This window comes from Nitrospinota bacterium (assembly GCA_009873635.1).
Lineage (GTDB): Bacteria > Nitrospinota > Nitrospinia > Nitrospinales > VA-1 > LS-NOB.
Genome location: WAHY01000006.1, coordinates 109,031 through 126,564 on the forward strand (window position 1 = coordinate 109,031; position 17,534 = coordinate 126,564).

Consider the following 17,534-nt stretch of genomic DNA (forward strand, 5'->3'; position numbering starts at 1 on the left):
CATATTCACGCATGCAAAATAATGACAATTATATATTTAGAGATGCCGCATGGGAAATGGGTTTGCAAAGATTAAAAAACAAGGAAGTTTGGCTTTAGTTTTATTTTCATAAAAGAGTTCATTTAACTGGAATGAATTTCCTTCATGATTTTATCGCCACCCATTTCTAACAACCTGTTGCCCAGTTCACGTCCAAGAGCTTTACCGTCTACCTTGTTGCCTTTTGACTCAGATTTGTAGACTGTCTTGCCATCAAGGCTGGCGACCAACCCTTTCAAGGTCATCTCATTATCTTCTATTGTTGCAAATGCGCCTATTGGCACATTACAACCGCCTTCAAGCTGTGTGACTACAGCTCTTTCTGCATCCAGAGCCAAATGCGTATCCTCATCATCCATTTCAGCAAGAAGGATATGATTGTCGACATCATGTTTCCGAGCCTCAATGCCAACGGCGCCCTGCCCCATTGCTGGCAATAAAATATCGGGGCTGATGATTTCTGAAATTTTGTCTTCCCATCCCATTCGAATGAGCCCTGCGGCAGCAAGAATGATCGCGTCTAATCCTTCTGTATCCAGTTTTTTAATCCTCGTTTCAAGATTTCCCCGAAGTGGAACCAGGTCCAGATCTGGACGATAATGAAGCAATTGCGAAATCCTTCTTAAACTGCCTGTTCCAACCCTGGCGCCTTTCGGAAGGTCAGCAAGCTGAATGTTGTTTTTAGAAATCAAAGCATCAAAAGGGTTCTCCCTTTTTGTCACTGCCGCAATGCATAAAGCGAAGGGAAATTTTATGGGCATATCCTTCATGCTGTGGACAGCAAAATCAATTTCTTTATTCAACATGGATTCTTCGAGTTCTTTAACAAATAATCCTTTACCACCAATTTTTGCTAATGGAACGTCTTGAATCTTATCGCCAGAAGTTTTGATGATAATAATTTCAACAGGGATTTCTGGATGTAAAGATTCCAATTGATCTTTAATCCAATTAGCCTGCCACAATGCCAGGGGACTCCCCCTGCTGCCAATTTTAATTTTTCTGGATTCCATTCAATCGTCCAAATGGAATAAGTGACGAATGGCTTTTAAATAAACATGACCATCCAAGGACTGGGTTTTCTTTTTCAGATTGATAGTGGGTTTGTGAAGAATCTTGTTGACCAATGATTGGGTTAATTGGTGAACTGCCTGCTTGTCTTCCTCAGAAAGGTGGGTGAGTGTTTTAAGAGTTTTATCCACCTCAATGCTACGCATTTGTTCAGCACGGTTTCGCATTTCTACAATTGTGGGCACTGCATCAAGGGTGGAATACCAGTTGTTAAATTTAGTGACCTCCTGCCGAATGATTTCCATAGCACTTTCGGCTTCTTTCTGTCGTTCCTCCATATTTGCATTGACCACATTTTGGAGGTCATCAATGTCATACAAGTATACATTCTCCAGGTCGTTCACGTCCGGAGCAATGTCCCGTGGTACAGCAATATCAATGAGAAAGATAGGCTTATTTTTTCTCTTATGTATCGCCTGCTCAATCATTTCCTTATGGATAATAAATTTAGGAGAAGCTGTTGAAGTGATAACAATATCAGCCCTGTGTAATTCTTCCTTAAATGCTTCAAAATCCAGTGCACAACCGTTCAAGGTCTGAGCAAGGGAAATAGCCCTCTCATAGGTTCTACTTGCCACGTACACCGTTTTCACACCGTAGGAAATGAGGTGTTTTGCGGCAAGCTCTGCCATCTCACCTGTTCCCACCAGCATCACCGAGTGATTTTCCAAATCCTCAAAGATTTTTTTAGCAAGTTCAACGGCAGCAGAGCTTATCGAAACCCCACGCTCTGAAATCCCGGTTTCTTCCCGTACTTTTTTTGCAACGTTGAACGCTTTTTCGAAAAGCTGATTCAGAACCAGGCCTGTAGAGCTTGAGGCGCGTGCTGTGCTGTAGGCATCTTTCACCTGCCCGAGTATTTGAGCCTCACCAAGAATCATTGAATCCAGGCTGGCTGAAACCCGGAAAAGGTGTTCAACGGCTTGATTGTCTGTATAGCTGTAGAAATACTCATCCAGACTACCCCGTGATATACCGTGGTAGTCACAAATAAAATCTTTAAGGAGTTGAATACCCTGATCGGTATTATCAACACGGGCGTATATTTCAACCCGGTTACATGTGGAAAGAATAATATTCTCGGCAATTTCCGGGCGATTGACCAATTGTTCCAGGGATGCTTCCAGCTTGACCTGATTAAAGGCAAGCTTCTCCCTGATTTCTACAGGGGTTGTCTTATGGTTAACCCCTACCAGAACAAGATTTGGCTCGGTTGATATCATAAAATATGCAGAAAATAGGTTCCTATTACTGTTACAAACCCAAGAATGGCTCCCTGAGCCGCTTTTTTACCTCGTAGCCCGACCATCATCCTGCCAAAAAAAACAAGACTATATATCAACCAGGCTACTACCAAGGGCAAGGTCCGGGTAAGGTCCCATGAGAAAAACGGCAAATTCATTTGCGTATTCCAAATGGATCCTGTCATAAATCCAAGGGTAAACAATGGGAACCCGACCATAATCACCTTAAAATTCAAATCATCGAGAACTTCAAGGGATGGCATCCTGAAATACATGATTCCAAGTTTTTTTGATTTGACCTGATGTTCCTGAATTAAATACATGATTCCGGCGGCGAATGCGATTGAAAAGGCCGCATATCCCATGATTGACAAGGTTCTATGCATGGTCAGCCAAAACCGCACCTCAGATTCCGGGACCATGGCAGCGTCTTTAGAAAGAAAAGCTGAAAATAAAAGAACAATGAAAACCAGAGGGATTACAAAAGCCCCCAGATCTTTAATTTTATATTTCCATTCGGTCAAAAAATAGACCACTACCATCAGCCAGGCCAGAAACAACGCAACTTCGAAAGAAGTTGTATAAGGCCCGTGACCCGTCTGGCTCGAACGTATTCCTATAGTGACTGTTTGACAAAGCAAACCAAAACCCACAGTCCAGCCTGCAAATGTCGAAACCAGCGGCCTCCTGTAGGCAAGATAAACAAAATATCCTAACGAGGCCAATAGATAACTCACTAATGATAGATTGAACGAAATTTTATCCATGGCCAGCTACAGGTGCAAAATACGCCTATTTTAAATAATTAGAAATGTATCGTAACATTTTGTTTTAAGGGATTCAACTGCTCGCCGCAGGGGCAACTGGCAATGGTTTCAGGTTCTTATACAGTCTTTTCCTCAAAGAAAACCTTTGGGGCTTTACGGGTGGAGGTAATTCTCCGCTCCCGCAGGGGCAAATGGCTGGCTTTATTTCTTAGGATTGATAGTTGAAAGTGGAAATGTCTTTCCTATTGCAGGTGGTCACCGGGGGATTTATTGCCTTCTTTGCTCTTGAGGACCTCTTTTAGCTCAACCATGAACTCATTGACATCTTTAAAGGAACGGTAGACAGAAGCAAAACGGACATAGGCAACATCGTCGAGTTTATAGATTTCGCTGATGACCTTTTCGCCCACCTCTACAGCAGAGACTTCTTTTTCTCCCATTTCCTGAAGATATTGCTCAACACGGTCAACCATCTCCTCAATATCCTTGATGCTGACAGGTCTTTTTTGACATGCCTTTCTGACGCCCTCAATGATCTTGTCCCGATCAAACTCTTCCCGCCGACCATCTTTTTTAATCAACAAAGGTAAAGAACGTTCCAGTTTTTCATATGTGGTGAAACGATCGGAGCAACTGAGACACTCCCTCCTCCTTCTTATTACTGTCCCTTCTTTATTCAGGCGGGAGTCTATGACTTTATTTTCCATGCCGGAGCAGCCTGGACATTTCATAACTTACTTATTGGTGAGTTCTAAATGAAGTGGAAACTGGTCGCAGAGTTCCCGAACTTTTTTACGGGTTTCGATATGAAAACTATCATCCGCAACTTTTTCGAGGGTTTGGACAATCATCTCTCCTATTTGGCGCATTTCATTCTCTTTCATCCCTCGGGTGGTTAACGCAGGAGTGCCAATCCGAATTCCTGAAGTCACAAAAGGACTTCTGGTCTCAAAGGGAACCGTATTCTTATTCACTGTGATCCCAGCTTGTTCAAGGGCCTCCTCAGCAGCCTTACCCGTTATACCCTGTGGACGTAGATCGACCAGCATGAGGTGAGTATCAGTGCCACCACTGACAATTTTATATCCCTGCTCAATTAAAAACTGCGCCAGGCACTTGGCATTCGCAATGACCTGCTTTTGATAATCCACAAAATCGTTGCTCAACGCTTCTTTGAATGCAACCGCTTTTGCTGCAATGACGTGCATCAGAGGGCCACCCTGAATGCCAGGAAAAATCTTTTTATTGACCTCCTTGGCGTATTTCTCTTTACATAAAATCATTCCACCACGTGGGCCGCGTAAAGTTTTATGAGTGGTGGTTGTGACAAAGTCGGAATGAGGAACCGGGGATGGATACAGACCGGCCGCAACCAACCCTGCCGGATGAGCAATATCGGTCATTATTGTCGCCCCCACCTCATCAGCAATTTCCCGAAACTTAACCGGATCAATCACTCTTGGATAGGCACTTGCCCCAACAATAATCATTTTCGGCTTATTTTCAACAGCCAGTTTTCGGACTTCATCATAGTCAATCTGTTCAGTTTCCTGGTTCACTCCATAAGCCACAACGTTATAGGTGTAGCCTGAAAAGTTTACCGGGCTCCCGTGGGTCAAATGACCTCCATGTGACAAATTCATTCCAAGAATCGTATCACCCGGATTGAGGACAGTATGATATACCGCCATATTAGCCTGAGAACCTGAATGAGGCTGGACATTGGCATGTTCGGCAGAAAATATTTTTTTTGCTCTTTCAATGGCCAGGCTTTCAGCAGTATCCACAAACTCACAACCTCCGTAATAACGCTTGCCCGGATAACCTTCAGCATATTTATTCGTCATGACTGAACCCTGGGCTTCCTGCACTTCAGCACTTACAAAGTTTTCAGAGGCGATCATCTCGAGGGTATTATTTTCTCGATCGGTTTCATCTTTTATGGATTGAGCAATCTCTGGATCAAAATCGGCAAGTGACAATTTAACTATCTCCTTGAATTAAAGATTTTCTTTAGACTTGATATTAGAATCAATTTGAGTAATTTTATCGAGGCGTCTTTGGTGACGGCCCCCTTCAAAATCTGTATTGAGCCAGGTATTGACAATTTCAGCAGCCAGCCCTTTGCCTATAACCCTGCCCCCCATGATAAGAATATTTGAATCATTATGCTCACGACATAACTTCGCAGTGAATAGATCCGAACACAGGGTTCCACGAATTCCAGGGTAACGGTTGACCACAATAGACATACCTATCCCCGTGCCACAAATTACAATTCCCCGCTCCACTTTCTTTTCAGCAACAGCCTCGGCAAGTTTTATACCGTAGTCAGGGTAATCAACAGAGTCCCCACTATGCGGGCCCAGGTCATCCACTTCCCAACCTGTATTTAAGAGGTGAGCTATAATACTTTCTTTTAAATCGAATCCACCATGATCGGAAGCTATAGCAATTTTTTTCATGACATCTTTCAGTTTAGTAATTTATTGGGGCCTCATTTTATTCGAGGAGAACAACCAGTCCTGTGTGATGATATATCGCCCGGGTGGGAGGCTACTTGGATAGTTTAACTCAAACGTGATACTAAATAAAGAAACAGGTTTTGTCAACCTGGCAGTTTTAAATGGCTAATTTGTTGTAATTACAGGCAAAAAATTCTAAAATAAAATTGGCTTTGTTCAACTTAACCAACCCGTTAAATGTGGAAAAACATATTCCTTGAATCCTGCATACTATCGGCACTTATCTTCGGTGGATTTTATATCAACGCCACCCTTTTGCAGGATGAACTTTATTCAGAAGACAAAATAAACACATACAGACACATTAGTGGCTTAGGTATCCCTGCTGATACAGATAAGCACATAAGTGGTAAAAAATCAGATAAACAAGAACCTCCACATATATCTGGCAGACTCACCCGAGAAAACACCCCAAAATAAAAACTCCCATAATTGAACTGGCAAATCTCAAACAAACTCAAGATTTTCTAAAATATGAAAAGGTGAATATACTCACTCCCATTCTAGTTATTTACTTTGCAGTTGTCTTCCCTACAATCCATCTGGTTTTTCCCGGTAACAGGTTTATTTATGAGTACTGGCCAACCCTTTATTTTTCCCTGGCCCTGACAATAATCATCTTATCAAAGCAGGTTTCAGCACAACAGCTTGGCCTCAAAGATGTCCGCAAATCAGTAACGATTGGTTTATTATTAGGAACGCTCCCTGCCATCAGTGTCCCACTTTTAGATAGTTTACTTGTAAGCACAGGATTATCACAATCTGAGTTGTTCACCGGCGCCGATATGAGATCGCCTGATGAAATGGGATTCAACAGGTCTCTAACCAGCAAACTATTCCCCGTTATCATAGTCCCTTTCATTAATCAGCTATTTTTAACAGGGCTGGTTATTAAAAACCTGTTAAAAACACAAAATACAGGACAAGCTATCATCAGTAGCGGGCTTCTATTTTGCCTGTTTCAGTTTGATTTCAGTCTGGGAAACTTATTTCTGGGAATGGTCGCTACGGGACTGCTCAGATTAAGCGGCTCAGTATTAGCTCCAGTTTTGATACATGCCGGATTTGCTATCGCAGAATATTTAATCGTATTTCACTATCCGCGATTGATTTCCGCCCTGGTTTTTATTGTTTAATCAGGAAGCCTTACGAGCTTTTTTGGAAGATTTAGCTGCCATCGCCGCTCTTTTCGCCGCCTCTTTAGCGGCCTTATTGGCTTCCGCCTCCGCCTGCATTTGTTTAAATGCCAATTCACGGTTTTTGGGGTCCTCAAAAAACCGGGAAACAACAACACCAAACTCATATAAACCATAAAGAGGAAATGCCAATAAAACTTGGGTGATAATATCAGGAGGGGTTAACACAGCCGCCAGGGCAAACGTTGAAAGAAACGCCCATTTACGATAGAGCTTCATTTTAATGGTATTGACAACTCCAAACTTGGTCAACAAAACCATTATGAGTGGGGTTTGGAAGGCGAAAGCAAAGGCCAGGATTATCTTAACAACAAAAGAGAAATAATACCCGATGGTGACCTGCATCTTCCACCACTCAGTGCCATAGTTCAGTAAAAACTTAAGCCCTAGTGGAACAACCAGGAAATAGCAGAACAACCCGCCAAAAAGAAAAAATAGCGTTCCAAAGGCGACAAATAATGCCGTAATCTTTTTCTCCTTAACTTTCAAACCCGGAGCAATAAATCCCCAGACATGGTATAAAATCCATGGCATAGAAATAAACATAGAACCCATGAAGGATACCTTCATAGCTGTGAAAAAGGGTTCTGTGGGAGTTATAAAAGTAAGGTCAGCATATTTGGAAGGCAGCGGGTCTTGCAGCCACAACAAAAGAAAGTCGATAAAATAAAAACAAACACCAAAAAAGATCGCAACGACCAAAGTCACTTGCACCAATCTGTTTTTTAACTCAATCAGATGATGGGTGACTGGTATTTTTTCAGTAAAACTTATTTCTTTGACCACAAAGTCCCTCGCAAATGAAATTCTGAGCTCAAACGCAAATAAAAATTGGGAACCTGGAAAATCGCCATGTTCCCGCAACTTTTTGTGTTTTCAAGAGTTATATTTATTACGTAATCTTACTCAATTGAATGAACAATTTCAATAATCTTTCTTAAACAAAGCTCTAACTATCACTTGGCCCCTGTTTTCTCAATAAATATTGATTACAACATGTAAATAGTGGATAATACCAGAAAATTCAGTCGCACTTTTAGGCTCCTTTCTCCTTTAAATACAATGGGAAAGGGTATACTGCAAAGGATGGCAATCCGGGTTAATTTCAAATTGTATGTCCCTTAATAAGCAAAAAGTAACAGGTATCAGGGTGCTCGATATTGCCGAAGAAGGTGCTACAGCAATTGAGACAATGGTAAACAAGGTCATTCAGGAGTTGAATCAGCAAGAGACTCCAATCGTAGATATCCAGGTGACAGACACAAACTGTTTTTTGTTTATTGGTGAAAAAGGTACTGACTGATCAGGCAGGATTAAATCATATTATTAAAAGCTGAAATTTATTTTCTCTAACAATGCGTATCACAAAAGAACTTACTGAACTTCTTTCAAAAAAAATTGTTCAAACCCTGACTGAGAAAGAGTTGATTGTCTGGGAAGAACCTTCTGAAAAACTACAAGCCATCGTTAACAATATAATTACTGAAGATTTGATGGTAGAAGACAGGTTAAATGAAGAAGTGAAAACCCTGCTGGAATCTAAAACTCAAGAGTATGAAAGAGACATGATGGATTATGGGAGGGTGTTCCAAATGGTGAAATCAAAATTAGTCCGTGAACGCGGCCTCATTCTTTAATTATTTCAAAAAATGAAAATCAGCCGAGAAAAGATCAACCACATAAGCAGCCTGATCATAAGAGATTTTGCAAAACGGGACGAACTGGACTACAAAGTCGAACTCAATGATATTCGTCTGGAAATCACGAGAGTGATGACTGATATTCTCCAGTATGATGATAAAGCCGATGCTGAAGCTCGACGCATTCTAAGCACCTATGCCAACGCACCCCGCGAAGGCTCACCAGAATGGGACATCATGTACCAGAAGCACTTTGATGAGTACATGAATAAGCAGGGACTATAGTCCCCCAACCCGATTAATGCTTCCTACAGTTAAGGCTTTTCTTTCATCAGGATTGAATCCTCCCTCGACAGAGTATTACCTTTGAGCCTCCTTTACCAAACTCTGTCCAGGTAGCATATACACGACCACCATTTCCTTTAAATAAATATGGATAAATGACACCCCCACCTGTAGAAGGAAGAGGTGAAGGGTTTGAAAGTTCTGCATCCGAATTCACCCTTACAAGCCAGGCTTTTTCAGGTCCCCATCCACCATCTTGACTTGGATCACGCCCTTGAAAAATGACCCAGGCCTCATCCTCAATCACTGTTATGTTTGGATGATTTGCGTCCAGAATATCACCATGCAAATTTCTTGAAGCATGAAAACTTGTTCCCTGGTCTGTTGAGTAGGCAAACTTCAAACCAGCCTTGTTATCTTTTCCGGTATACCAAGTCACATATAATTTTCCATTCAGGTACTTCATAGCAGGTCCCGAGTGGGCACAGCCATTTATCTTCCAACCCGTATTCGCGACTTTTACCGGATCACCCCAGGTTTTGCCTCCATCCAATGATTTAGCAACGACAATGATTCGTTCATCATCATTAAAGACATGACGCCATGAGGCGAATATCTCGCCATTATCACCAAAAGCCAAAGCTGTTCTGCAACACGGACAAACATCTCCCGCAATCTTGATGTTTTTCTCGAAGGACTTGCCTTGATCTATTGAACGAGCCATATAAACCGATGAAGTACCGGGCTTGCCTGACTTTTTATCACGCCCATCCAACCAGATCACATAGATTGTTCCCTCAGGAGAAACTTCCATTGTGAAGAACGATTGAGAAGCTTTACCCGAATCATCATTTACTTTAATGGAAGGCGAAAAACTTTTCCCAAAATTCATCGAACGCGCGAATTTAATGTCACGATTCCCAACCCATGCGGCAAAAATACCCCGACCTTTTCCCTGCCTTAATTTGGGCCCATTTTCACCATGCGCGCTCACCTCATCCACATTAGAATTTACTGGGACAGAACCGGAAAAGCTATCACCAATATTCTTTGTTTTTGTCATGAACAGATTTTGTTTGCCTTTATCGTTATGTCTTGCATAAATCATGTTCATTGACTCAGAAGTTCGGACCAGTAACTGCGCATCATTGCCTTCCAGCAAAGTACGTGGAGAGTTTTCCCAAATAACATCACCCAACTTAATAGCTCCGGAATTTCTTTTCTCTGAGTGATTGTTCCCAGTTGAAGCGCAGGAAAAAAGAAACGAAATGCTTAACAAAATGACAATATTTTTTTTCAACATGGAAAGTATCTCCAATAAACTTAAAAAATGAAGTTACATTTTTTAGAAGCGGATAACGACCCGGATCTTTGAAACACAAAGAACCGGGCGTTAAACGATTCTATTGTGTTCGCTTAGGAGGAGACGAACACAAAACAATGAAAGCTCTTGACCAACCACAAGAGTTTCCATATCGTAATAGAAAGCAGTTAGTCATAATTCCTGCTTCCTGGCACTACCCGCAAAGCTGTAAAAGATAAAGCTTATACTTCTCACATCAAGTTCCATTTGAAATCAATCGAATAAGTCCTATTGGGAAAAGGATGCGGTCCTGTAAACGCCTGTTCATCAGTCAGGTTATTAATACCAATGGAGGCATTCACATACTTATGGCGATAGGTGGTTTTTAGATCCATGAAGAAATATTCATCCTGGCCACCATCACCTTCGAGAATGTCATCATTCTGAATTCGTCCAAACGCCTTGTCCTGCCATCGACCCGCGACCATGGCATCCCAACGATTATTAATGTGGTACAAAGATTGGAACTTGGCTCTCCATTCAGGGACGCGGGGCAAATTGTTTCCGGCCGTGGATGGGTTTGAGTTGTGCTGTCTGATTTCAGAGTTTGTATAAGAAATGTTGAAATCAAAATCATGCTTTGACACTATAAAATTTCTCCGCTTTGCAACGAACTCAACACCAAACGTCCTGACTTTATCGATATTAACAAAAGTATTTGTGGTGGTGTTACCCGTTATATCCTGATCACTGAAAATGGTATCGGTAACTTCATCGAAAAACATATTTAACTGAGTCGTGGAATCAGCCTTATAATGCCCAACCATGATTGTGGCGTGGTTACCTACCTCGGGTTTCAAACCAGGAGTGGATATATTGTTATTTTGTAAGTCATCAACATTTTCAAATAACTCCTCTGGCAGCGGGAAACGGGTAGACCGGGCAAGAGAAAACCGCAAATCCAGATTATCATTGGGCTTAAATCCAAGAGATACTTTGGGAGAAAAAGCCACCTCATCACGTTCTAAGTGCCCACCTATTTCATCAGAAGCTTCATGTTTAAAACCGTTGAAGGAACGCCATGCTTCAGCACGTCCACCAACCTGCAAATCCCATTTAGGTGAAAACTTCCAGCCCAGGTTACCATGAACAGCATGCGTATCAGTTTGACCACCGCTTGAGTTCCTGAATGTACTATCCTGATCATCTGAATCAGAATTTTTCCAGTCTGAAGTATTATAAGATTTAACTTCAAGTCTAGCATGGTCGTAATGATACCCTCCCTCAAATGCAAGATCCGAGTGATCAAGAAATTTATCTTTATCAAACCTTAGTTCAAATAATTGCCAACCTGTATGTGCAAACTCTGTAATTCGGCCGCTGTTATCAAAGTTAGGAGAGTCCGGGTTTTCATCTGATTGCCTCGAGATATCTGACAAAACTGTATAGGCGCTCAAAACAGCATCATAATTCCATCCACCACCAAACTGCCCACTGGCACCTATTCCTGCAAGAAGGTCTTGTTTATCTTGCCTTGAAACATTGAAGTGAGATTCAGCTACAGTAAATGCTTTTCCATTAAAACTTAGAGTACCTGTCCAAAGTTTATTACCATTGGCATCCCTGATATAGTTATTAACATTTTCCTGTTTTCTAGAACGGTCAAGATATCCGATCATTCCTCTTAACTTGAGTTGGGAGGAAAACTCATAATTCATTTTTATTTTAAACAAATCATTGACAATGCTTTCTTCCCCATCATCAGCATAAGCTATTGAATCGCGTACCCGGGAGTCTATAAAGTTCTTGACACCTGTTACCGCGGTTCCCGCACCTGCTGAAACGTTATTTAGGATTGTGATGTTTGTTGGTTGAGATTGGGTCTCAAGCCGGTTGTAAAACATATAGTAAGAAAGATTACCAACCTTATTACCATGGGCAAAAAATGTTTTGTAGCCCGGCGCCAGTCCTTTACTTTCAAAAACCTCCCAATCCTGAAACCAACCAGTAGTTTGCAGAGCCCACTCCTCACCCTGAGGATGTCTGCTAACAACATCAATCACACCACCCATGGCGTTTCCACTATACTTTGGAGAGAAAGGACCATAAGTAATATTGACAGACTCCGTTTCATCAGGAGCCACAAAGTTCCATTGAGGCGCACCGTTCCACCGTGTTCTCAGCATACTGTGAAGAGGAAAACCATCGACAAACAGCATATGGCGTGCGGTTTGGAAGTTTCCGTTACCACGCATGGAAATAACTCCGTTTGGATCGCCAAAATAACGACGCCTTATTTCAAGATTAGGAGCATAGCGGACCGTATCTTCAGCTGAAATAGTGTTGATCGAATCTATTTCTGCCCTATCCACCTTAACTTTAGCAGAAGGTATAGGCATGAAATCATCAAAAGTATCACGAATTTCGGCTTTAGGAGCTGCGACAATCAATTCGTCCATAGTAAGAGGCTTTTCATCTTCCGCATGGACCAGGGAAGCAGGACAAATCGCTGTTATTAAAAACATTAATAAAAATATACATCGTATAGAGCAATACACAGAACTTCCTCCTAAAGTGAAATAAAAATTGGAAATGCCGCGCAACTTCAAGTTCCGCATAACTTTTCAAACGCGTACATATGGCCGGAAAAGAAAATGCAAAGCATATAAAACAACTCAACAAGCAATACAAACAGGTCTTGAGTTGCTCTTAAAAGCTACGTGAAATTTAATTCAGAAAATAAAAAAGTGTGGAATTAAACCGAGGGAGGTGGGTCGAGTGAATCGGGAAAGCGGTGATAACCCAGAATAATCACAGGGGTGAGATTTTCATCTGGGGAGTTATGGTCAAACAAAAAGAAATGTGATTCGGCAAAATCGCTACTGAATGATGCAGTAGCAGAGTTATTACCGGAAGTCTTACCGCCACATTCTGAAGCTATAATCGCTCTTTGCCCCTTATCGGAACTATGTGGACAAATAGGTTGACCAGTATGCCCCCTTAACAGACAGTGCAAAGAGCGGACTTCCTTTTTACCATCAAAAGGGGAAGCTATAGAGCTTTGATGATGTTGATGGCCTTCGTGCTCATGAATACCGGCAAACGCATTAGAGGTACTCAAGAACACAAAAAAGACAGCCAATATCGTTAATTTTATATTCAGGGACATAAATTTACTTCAAGTTTTAAAATTTTGATATGCCAATATAGAAGCATTAGATATTATTTGTCAATATTTTATTCCATTATTCATCATCAAAACAAACCCTGGCGATTCATGAAAGGTCAATTCTCATTCGAACTGTAATTTTTGAAATCGCACCATATCTTCATTAGAAAACTTAAAATGAAAGCTGAAATAGTTTGAGGACTGGTTTTTCATATATCTTAATATGTCAACATATTTACCGAACTTTAGAGAGAGCTTTTCTAAAACATCTGACAAACCAGAGCGCCCACCTCTGGCATTTCTTAAACTGCAAGCCGCTGCGTTATAATAGGATCCGCCCTTATCAAAATATTTATTTCCAAGAATGTTAGTATAAGAACTGAACAAACCAAGGTGAAAAAGCAGAAAATCAGCATTAATCCTGTAGACCTGGTATTTCTGGGATTGGAGCTTTAAGTCAATAGCAATCTGGCCAGCATCCGAATTTGCACCTACCAGATATTGCCTGGCCAGGACTGTCGACCTGGGATTGACCATTTCAGCCAACATCAAGCAGATGTATTGGTTGACATCTTCTTCATATTCAAGATTATTTTGTTTGATTTCTTTTTCATGCTCTTGAAGCCAGTTGGCATTTCTCCCTACTTCAAATATGGGATCATATCCTTTACTGGAAGGTTTGTTGTCATCAATACGCGCTCTCAAGAAATGGTCTGAAAAGAAAGACTCAGTGGTGTCCGTTTCCCCGCTATCTAAATGAACAAATTGAACAGGCATACAAACCTCCTATCGGAACAGTTAACCCTTCTACACTATAATAGGTTTGCATAAAACCAAATAATTTCAATAGTTAAACAGGCACACACCAACATTTAGCAGCCAACCAACAAGTCTGCTAGCAGCGAATTATAAATATATAGTTGTAAAGAGTCGGAAGGCTCGAATATAGAGAAAACTACTTTAAGAAGGCGGTGGCTAAGCTTTTTGCTTCATCATAAACCCTGCTTATATTTATCCTGGCTTTTGAAGATAATTTTTTACAATCTTCATATTCAGGCGAGGCCTGTAACGATTTTCCATTTAATTTCCCTATCTTTATATTTACCGGCCCCCAGGAAGTTTTAACCGTTTTAATCTCACGATCTAGAACCGTCCTGTCGACCGGATAAAATCGCACTCCGAAACTGGAAGTATCTCTTAAAAGTATTTCAATTAAACATTGAACATCCTTTTTTAATGAAAGAACAGAAATTTTGTTTGCCGGCCGGCTCTTTTTCATGATTACCGGATTCAAATAAACATCAAGAGCGCCAGCTTTAAATAACGAGTCCATCGCAGTTTCATAAAACTCAGGATTCATATCATCAATATTGGTTTCGATAACAACAAATTCATCGCCAGGTTCAGAGTCTATCTCCCCAAGAACAATCCTTAGCATGTTGGGCATTGAAGGGATAATGTGGTCCCCTGCCCCATACCCGTCACCAACAACTCGCATTTTTGGAAGAGATCCGAAGCCATCTGCATAAAACCCAATCATCGCCGCACCGGTAGGAGTCGTTAACTCTTTTTTTATACCATTGGAAAAAACAGGAATGTCCTTAAGCAATTTTAATGTTGCTGGTGCCGGAACAGGCAAGCTACCGTGAGCGCATTCTACAAATCCTTCACCCAGGTTAAGTGGAGAAGCATAAATTTTATCTATCTTCAACGATTCAATGGCAACCACCCCTCCCACAATATCAACAATCGAATCAACAGCTCCAACTTCATGAAAATGGATTTTTTCCATAGTTGTGTTGTGGACGGCCGCTTCCACCCTGGCTATGCGTTTAAAAACTTCGAGAGAGTTCTTTTTGACCGTTGAAGAAAGGTCAGAATTGGAAAGCAGCTTTTTAATATCAGAATATTTCCTGGCCTTATGATGAGAATGTCTTGTCCTGGCTACCTCGACCTTGACACTTGTGCCGGATATGAGACCCCGCTTAACCTTGCTGGCCTTTAATTTATAGTTCTTGAGGTCAATCGTTCCCAGAGCTTTGCGAATTTTGGTCGCACTCACACCCAAATCAATTAAAGCACCCAGGATCATATCGCCGCTAATTCCGGAATAACAATCAAAATAAGCAGCGCGGAGGGATTTCACAGTGATTTACTTACTGAATGAGACTTCAAACAAATCCTTAACAGCTTTTTTACCTTTAGCATTTAAAAATCTGGTCCCGGTTCCAGCAAAATGTTTTTGCTTTATTTTAGGTTGATTAACTTTTTTCCAATTACTGCCAGTCCACTTGAACCAGTGACTCTGTTCCTGATCAAAAACATGAAGGGGTTTGTTACACAACTTACTGAATTCCGCTCCCCAACCGGTTCCACCTTTAACAGTATCATCATCAAGAATTTGCCCCACCACAAATACTTCTTCAGAGCAATTTATCTGGTGCCAGATACTTTGCAAAACCTTTTTAAAAAGTTTGCCGGTATTAAACTTTCTATTCATCAATTTGGAGATATATGCCAGGCTTACATCTCCCTTTAGTAGTTCTTCAGACGTTAAAACCCTTACCCCGCGCGACCTGAAAATTTTATGCCCATCAAAAGTTAGATTAACTTCCTGAACACCTGCCTTCTCCGCTTGTTTGCCAAATTCTGCCTCAGTGCCCTGGGCACCGCCACTGTATAAAATAAAATTTTCTGGTTTCATTTTATTTCGGGATTATAAGGTTAAAATTTACTGCATTACTGAATCAAATTATCAAAAGCTTGTGATTTTGGAAAGAAAATTAAGAATAAAGAACACTTTTGATAAAAAAAGCAAGATTAGCAACAGCCCTCTAAAGGGATGTTAAACAACCACAAAATCAGAGTTTGGGAAACTACACTTTTTTGAAGAAACGACTTAGAATACCCTTCTTTTTCACCTTCTTACCGTGCTCGTGGACAAGTTCTTCCACGTTGGAGGATTTTTCCTGATGCTGGTCGAGAAATAATTGGATAAGAATATGGCAGGAGTGACACCCTCCACCTGCTTCACAAGCTTCTGTGACTGAGTCAATATCCTTCAAGTCATTTTTAGCGATAGCATCGCGAATAGTTTTTTCGTCAACCTGAAAGCATTTGCAAATGACTTCATCTGTTTCATCAGGAGGGAGTAGGTTCATTACTTCTAAGCAAATTCGAAAGAACTGGTTAAATTAAAAATGAAGTTCCTTAAAAAATGGTAGCGGTGGAGGGAGTTGAACCCCCGACACTACGGATATGAGCCGTATGCTCTAACCACCTGAGCTACACCGCCACGCTACGTTCATAACTACTTGTAATTTAGGAAGATTAGGATTCTACCCCCTTGCCCCTACCCTGTCAATGGCAATTCTCAAAGGTTAAATCTCTAAATTTATGACCCGGTTTCAACACCTTTTTTACCTTTCCAGCGTTTCACATCCAGCATAAATTTTGTGCGGTCCATCTCTTTTCCAGCTGGAAAGACTTCCGTTAAAGGTTGGGGAAATTTTTCATCTTTTTTAGTCCAGTGTTCGAACTCACCCATCCTGACCCTGTAGATATCATTAAACGTTCGATACTGACCGTTAATACCGACAAAGTCCCAACTCGTTTCATTTTGTATCAGGCTATAGAGTTCAGAACAGGCAATGCCTTCATAAATATTAATTTTTCCTATACGCCCCTTAATGATGTTTGCGTCCTCGCCAGCAAAATCCAGGCACCATATTTCAGAACCATCCTGCCCAAATAGTTCAAGTTGGTAGGCCACCTTCCAATCCACCCAGCTTTGCACGGCTTTTTTCTCAACCAGTATCTCGACAAACCGGTTTTCAATAAAATCGACCACTGCCTCCCACTGCTTTTCATGTTCTGCTTTGTCTTTAGTTCTTGTGCGAATAGGCGGAACCTCAGCGACAGGTTTAAACTCCAATTTATGACCATCATCGTCTCTTATTTTCACAAAGTCAGAAGAAGACTTTTGTATCTCAACTCCTTCTTTTGAAATGATGGCCCTATCACCGGGATAAAACACGCTGCTATTAATATCAGGACAAAAATCTTTCAGATCCCTCAGAAACTGTTCCTGAGTGGTTGGAAAAGAATATTGATTGAGAAATCCATACTCGTCACGGTATTTGAATCCCGCAGAACCGGGAACCGCGAATTTTGGCCGGCAGGCTGCGGCGACCTTGAGAAAAGAACTGTACTCATCTATGGGTAATTCCAGAGCATTGTGAAAAGAGAAGTTGCCCTCCAAAAGCGGCAGATACCGCACATGAGCAAAGTCCAAT

Annotated in this window: 19 protein-coding genes and 1 tRNA gene; 5 read left to right on the forward strand and 15 right to left on the reverse strand. The window is 41.3% G+C overall.

The features are described from left to right. Positions 1 to 122: 122 nt before the first annotated feature. From hemC to rpiB, 6 genes are all read right to left on the reverse strand, one after another. Positions 123 to 1,052: a hydroxymethylbilane synthase gene (gene hemC / locus F3741_05745; protein MZG30303.1), complete on the reverse strand. Its 930-nt coding sequence runs from the start codon at positions 1,050 to 1,052 to the stop codon at positions 123 to 125. Beyond that, entirely contained in the window at positions 1,053 to 2,333 is a 1,281-nt protein-coding gene (locus F3741_05750) for a glutamyl-tRNA reductase (GenBank protein MZG30304.1), read from the reverse strand. Next, a complete protein-coding gene (locus tag F3741_05755; protein ID MZG30305.1) occupies positions 2,330 to 3,121 on the reverse strand; it encodes a cytochrome C assembly protein in 792 nt (263 codons plus the stop codon). Before F3741_05755 ends, F3741_05750 begins: the two co-directional genes overlap by 4 nt. Positions 3,122 to 3,363: 242 nt before the next feature. Further along, positions 3,364 to 3,852, reverse strand: a complete 489-nt coding sequence (nrdR, locus tag F3741_05760) for a transcriptional repressor NrdR (protein ID MZG30306.1) — start codon at positions 3,850 to 3,852, stop codon at positions 3,364 to 3,366. 3 nt (positions 3,853 to 3,855) lie between these two features. Continuing rightward, on the reverse strand, positions 3,856 to 5,103 hold the full coding sequence (locus tag F3741_05765) for a serine hydroxymethyltransferase (protein ID MZG30307.1): 1,248 nt from the start codon (positions 5,101 to 5,103) through the stop codon (positions 3,856 to 3,858). An 18-nt stretch (positions 5,104 to 5,121) separates the two neighbouring features. Beyond that, positions 5,122 to 5,586 carry a ribose 5-phosphate isomerase B gene (gene rpiB / locus F3741_05770; protein MZG30308.1) on the reverse strand — a complete coding sequence of 155 codons (465 nt, stop codon included), beginning with the start codon at positions 5,584 to 5,586 and terminating at the stop codon, positions 5,122 to 5,124. A 237-nt stretch (positions 5,587 to 5,823) separates the two neighbouring features. Between rpiB and F3741_05775 the strand changes: the two genes are divergently transcribed. Further along, positions 5,824 to 6,066, forward strand: a complete 243-nt coding sequence (locus F3741_05775; GenBank protein MZG30309.1) for a hypothetical protein — start codon at positions 5,824 to 5,826, stop codon at positions 6,064 to 6,066. Positions 6,067 to 6,128: 62 nt separating this feature from the next. Beyond that, on the forward strand, positions 6,129 to 6,782 hold the full coding sequence (locus F3741_05780) for a CPBP family intramembrane metalloprotease (protein MZG30310.1): 654 nt from the start codon (positions 6,129 to 6,131) through the stop codon (positions 6,780 to 6,782). Here F3741_05780 and tatC read toward each other — a convergent pair whose 3' ends face one another. Continuing rightward, a complete protein-coding gene (gene tatC / locus F3741_05785; GenBank protein MZG30311.1) occupies positions 6,783 to 7,628 on the reverse strand; it encodes a twin-arginine translocase subunit TatC in 846 nt (281 codons plus the stop codon). It lies immediately after the preceding gene. A gap of 328 nt (positions 7,629 to 7,956) precedes the next feature. Here tatC and F3741_05790 point away from each other — a divergent pair, with 328 nt between their 5' ends. From F3741_05790 to F3741_05800, 3 genes are read left to right on the forward strand one after another with little or no spacing between them, the layout of a single operon-like run. Further along, entirely contained in the window at positions 7,957 to 8,145 is a 189-nt protein-coding gene (locus F3741_05790; GenBank protein ID MZG30312.1) for a hypothetical protein, read from the forward strand. A gap of 52 nt (positions 8,146 to 8,197) precedes the next feature. Next, positions 8,198 to 8,479 (forward strand): DUF507 family protein, encoded by a 282-nt coding sequence (locus F3741_05795; GenBank protein MZG30313.1) that lies wholly within the window; start codon positions 8,198 to 8,200, stop codon positions 8,477 to 8,479. Positions 8,480 to 8,491: 12 nt separating this feature from the next. After that, on the forward strand, positions 8,492 to 8,767 hold the full coding sequence (locus F3741_05800; protein MZG30314.1) for a DUF507 family protein: 276 nt from the start codon (positions 8,492 to 8,494) through the stop codon (positions 8,765 to 8,767). A 46-nt stretch (positions 8,768 to 8,813) separates the two neighbouring features. Here the strand turns inward: F3741_05800 and F3741_05805 are convergent, their stop codons facing one another. The 8 genes from F3741_05805 to F3741_05840 form a co-directional block, all read right to left on the reverse strand. Further along, the gene (locus F3741_05805) at positions 8,814 to 10,070 is read right to left on the reverse strand and encodes an exo-alpha-sialidase (protein ID MZG30315.1); all 1,257 of its coding nucleotides are present in this window, start codon (positions 10,068 to 10,070) and stop codon (positions 8,814 to 8,816) included. A 251-nt stretch (positions 10,071 to 10,321) separates the two neighbouring features. Then, entirely contained in the window at positions 10,322 to 12,688 is a 2,367-nt protein-coding gene (locus F3741_05810; GenBank protein ID MZG30316.1) for a TonB-dependent receptor, read from the reverse strand. A 137-nt stretch (positions 12,689 to 12,825) separates the two neighbouring features. After that, positions 12,826 to 13,239: a hypothetical protein gene (locus F3741_05815; protein MZG30317.1), complete on the reverse strand. Its 414-nt coding sequence runs from the start codon at positions 13,237 to 13,239 to the stop codon at positions 12,826 to 12,828. 123 nt (positions 13,240 to 13,362) lie between these two features. Further along, on the reverse strand, positions 13,363 to 14,016 hold the full coding sequence (locus F3741_05820) for a hypothetical protein (GenBank protein ID MZG30318.1): 654 nt from the start codon (positions 14,014 to 14,016) through the stop codon (positions 13,363 to 13,365). A 178-nt stretch (positions 14,017 to 14,194) separates the two neighbouring features. Continuing rightward, the gene (gene larC, locus F3741_05825) at positions 14,195 to 15,385 is read right to left on the reverse strand and encodes a nickel pincer cofactor biosynthesis protein LarC (protein ID MZG30319.1); all 1,191 of its coding nucleotides are present in this window, start codon (positions 15,383 to 15,385) and stop codon (positions 14,195 to 14,197) included. Between the two features lie 6 nt (positions 15,386 to 15,391). Beyond that, positions 15,392 to 15,943 (reverse strand): hypothetical protein, encoded by a 552-nt coding sequence (locus tag F3741_05830; protein MZG30320.1) that lies wholly within the window; start codon positions 15,941 to 15,943, stop codon positions 15,392 to 15,394. Positions 15,944 to 16,115: 172 nt separating this feature from the next. Next, on the reverse strand, positions 16,116 to 16,400 hold the full coding sequence (locus F3741_05835; protein ID MZG30321.1) for a hypothetical protein: 285 nt from the start codon (positions 16,398 to 16,400) through the stop codon (positions 16,116 to 16,118). A 57-nt stretch (positions 16,401 to 16,457) separates the two neighbouring features. Beyond that, positions 16,458 to 16,534: transfer RNA gene (locus tag F3741_05840), tRNA-Met, on the reverse strand. Positions 16,535 to 17,534: the final 1,000 nt, after the last annotated feature.

Excerpts from the sequence above, each read along its gene's own strand:
- F3741_05830 (MZG30320.1), bottom strand. The coding sequence starts at position 15,943 with ATGAAACCAGAAAATTTTATTTTATACAGTGGCGGTGCCCAGGGCACT.
- F3741_05800 (MZG30314.1), top strand. The coding sequence starts at position 8,492 with ATGAAAATCAGCCGAGAAAAGATCAACCACATAAGCAGCCTGATCATA.
- F3741_05810 (MZG30316.1), bottom strand. The coding sequence starts at position 12,688 with ATGCGGAACTTGAAGTTGCGCGGCATTTCCAATTTTTATTTCACTTTA.
- F3741_05755 (MZG30305.1), bottom strand. The coding sequence starts at position 3,121 with ATGGATAAAATTTCGTTCAATCTATCATTAGTGAGTTATCTATTGGCC.
- F3741_05835 (MZG30321.1), bottom strand. The coding sequence starts at position 16,400 with ATGAACCTACTCCCTCCTGATGAAACAGATGAAGTCATTTGCAAATGC.
- nrdR (MZG30306.1), bottom strand. The coding sequence starts at position 3,852 with ATGAAATGTCCAGGCTGCTCCGGCATGGAAAATAAAGTCATAGACTCC.
- hemC (MZG30303.1), bottom strand. The coding sequence starts at position 1,052 with ATGGAATCCAGAAAAATTAAAATTGGCAGCAGGGGGAGTCCCCTGGCA.
- F3741_05775 (MZG30309.1), top strand. The coding sequence starts at position 5,824 with ATGTGGAAAAACATATTCCTTGAATCCTGCATACTATCGGCACTTATC.
- rpiB (MZG30308.1), bottom strand. The coding sequence starts at position 5,586 with ATGAAAAAAATTGCTATAGCTTCCGATCATGGTGGATTCGATTTAAAA.
- F3741_05750 (MZG30304.1), bottom strand. The coding sequence starts at position 2,333 with ATGATATCAACCGAGCCAAATCTTGTTCTGGTAGGGGTTAACCATAAG.
- F3741_05820 (MZG30318.1), bottom strand. The coding sequence starts at position 14,016 with ATGCCTGTTCAATTTGTTCATTTAGATAGCGGGGAAACGGACACCACT.
- F3741_05795 (MZG30313.1), top strand. The coding sequence starts at position 8,198 with ATGCGTATCACAAAAGAACTTACTGAACTTCTTTCAAAAAAAATTGTT.
- F3741_05790 (MZG30312.1), top strand. The coding sequence starts at position 7,957 with ATGTCCCTTAATAAGCAAAAAGTAACAGGTATCAGGGTGCTCGATATT.
- F3741_05805 (MZG30315.1), bottom strand. The coding sequence starts at position 10,070 with ATGTTGAAAAAAAATATTGTCATTTTGTTAAGCATTTCGTTTCTTTTT.
- F3741_05815 (MZG30317.1), bottom strand. The coding sequence starts at position 13,239 with ATGTCCCTGAATATAAAATTAACGATATTGGCTGTCTTTTTTGTGTTC.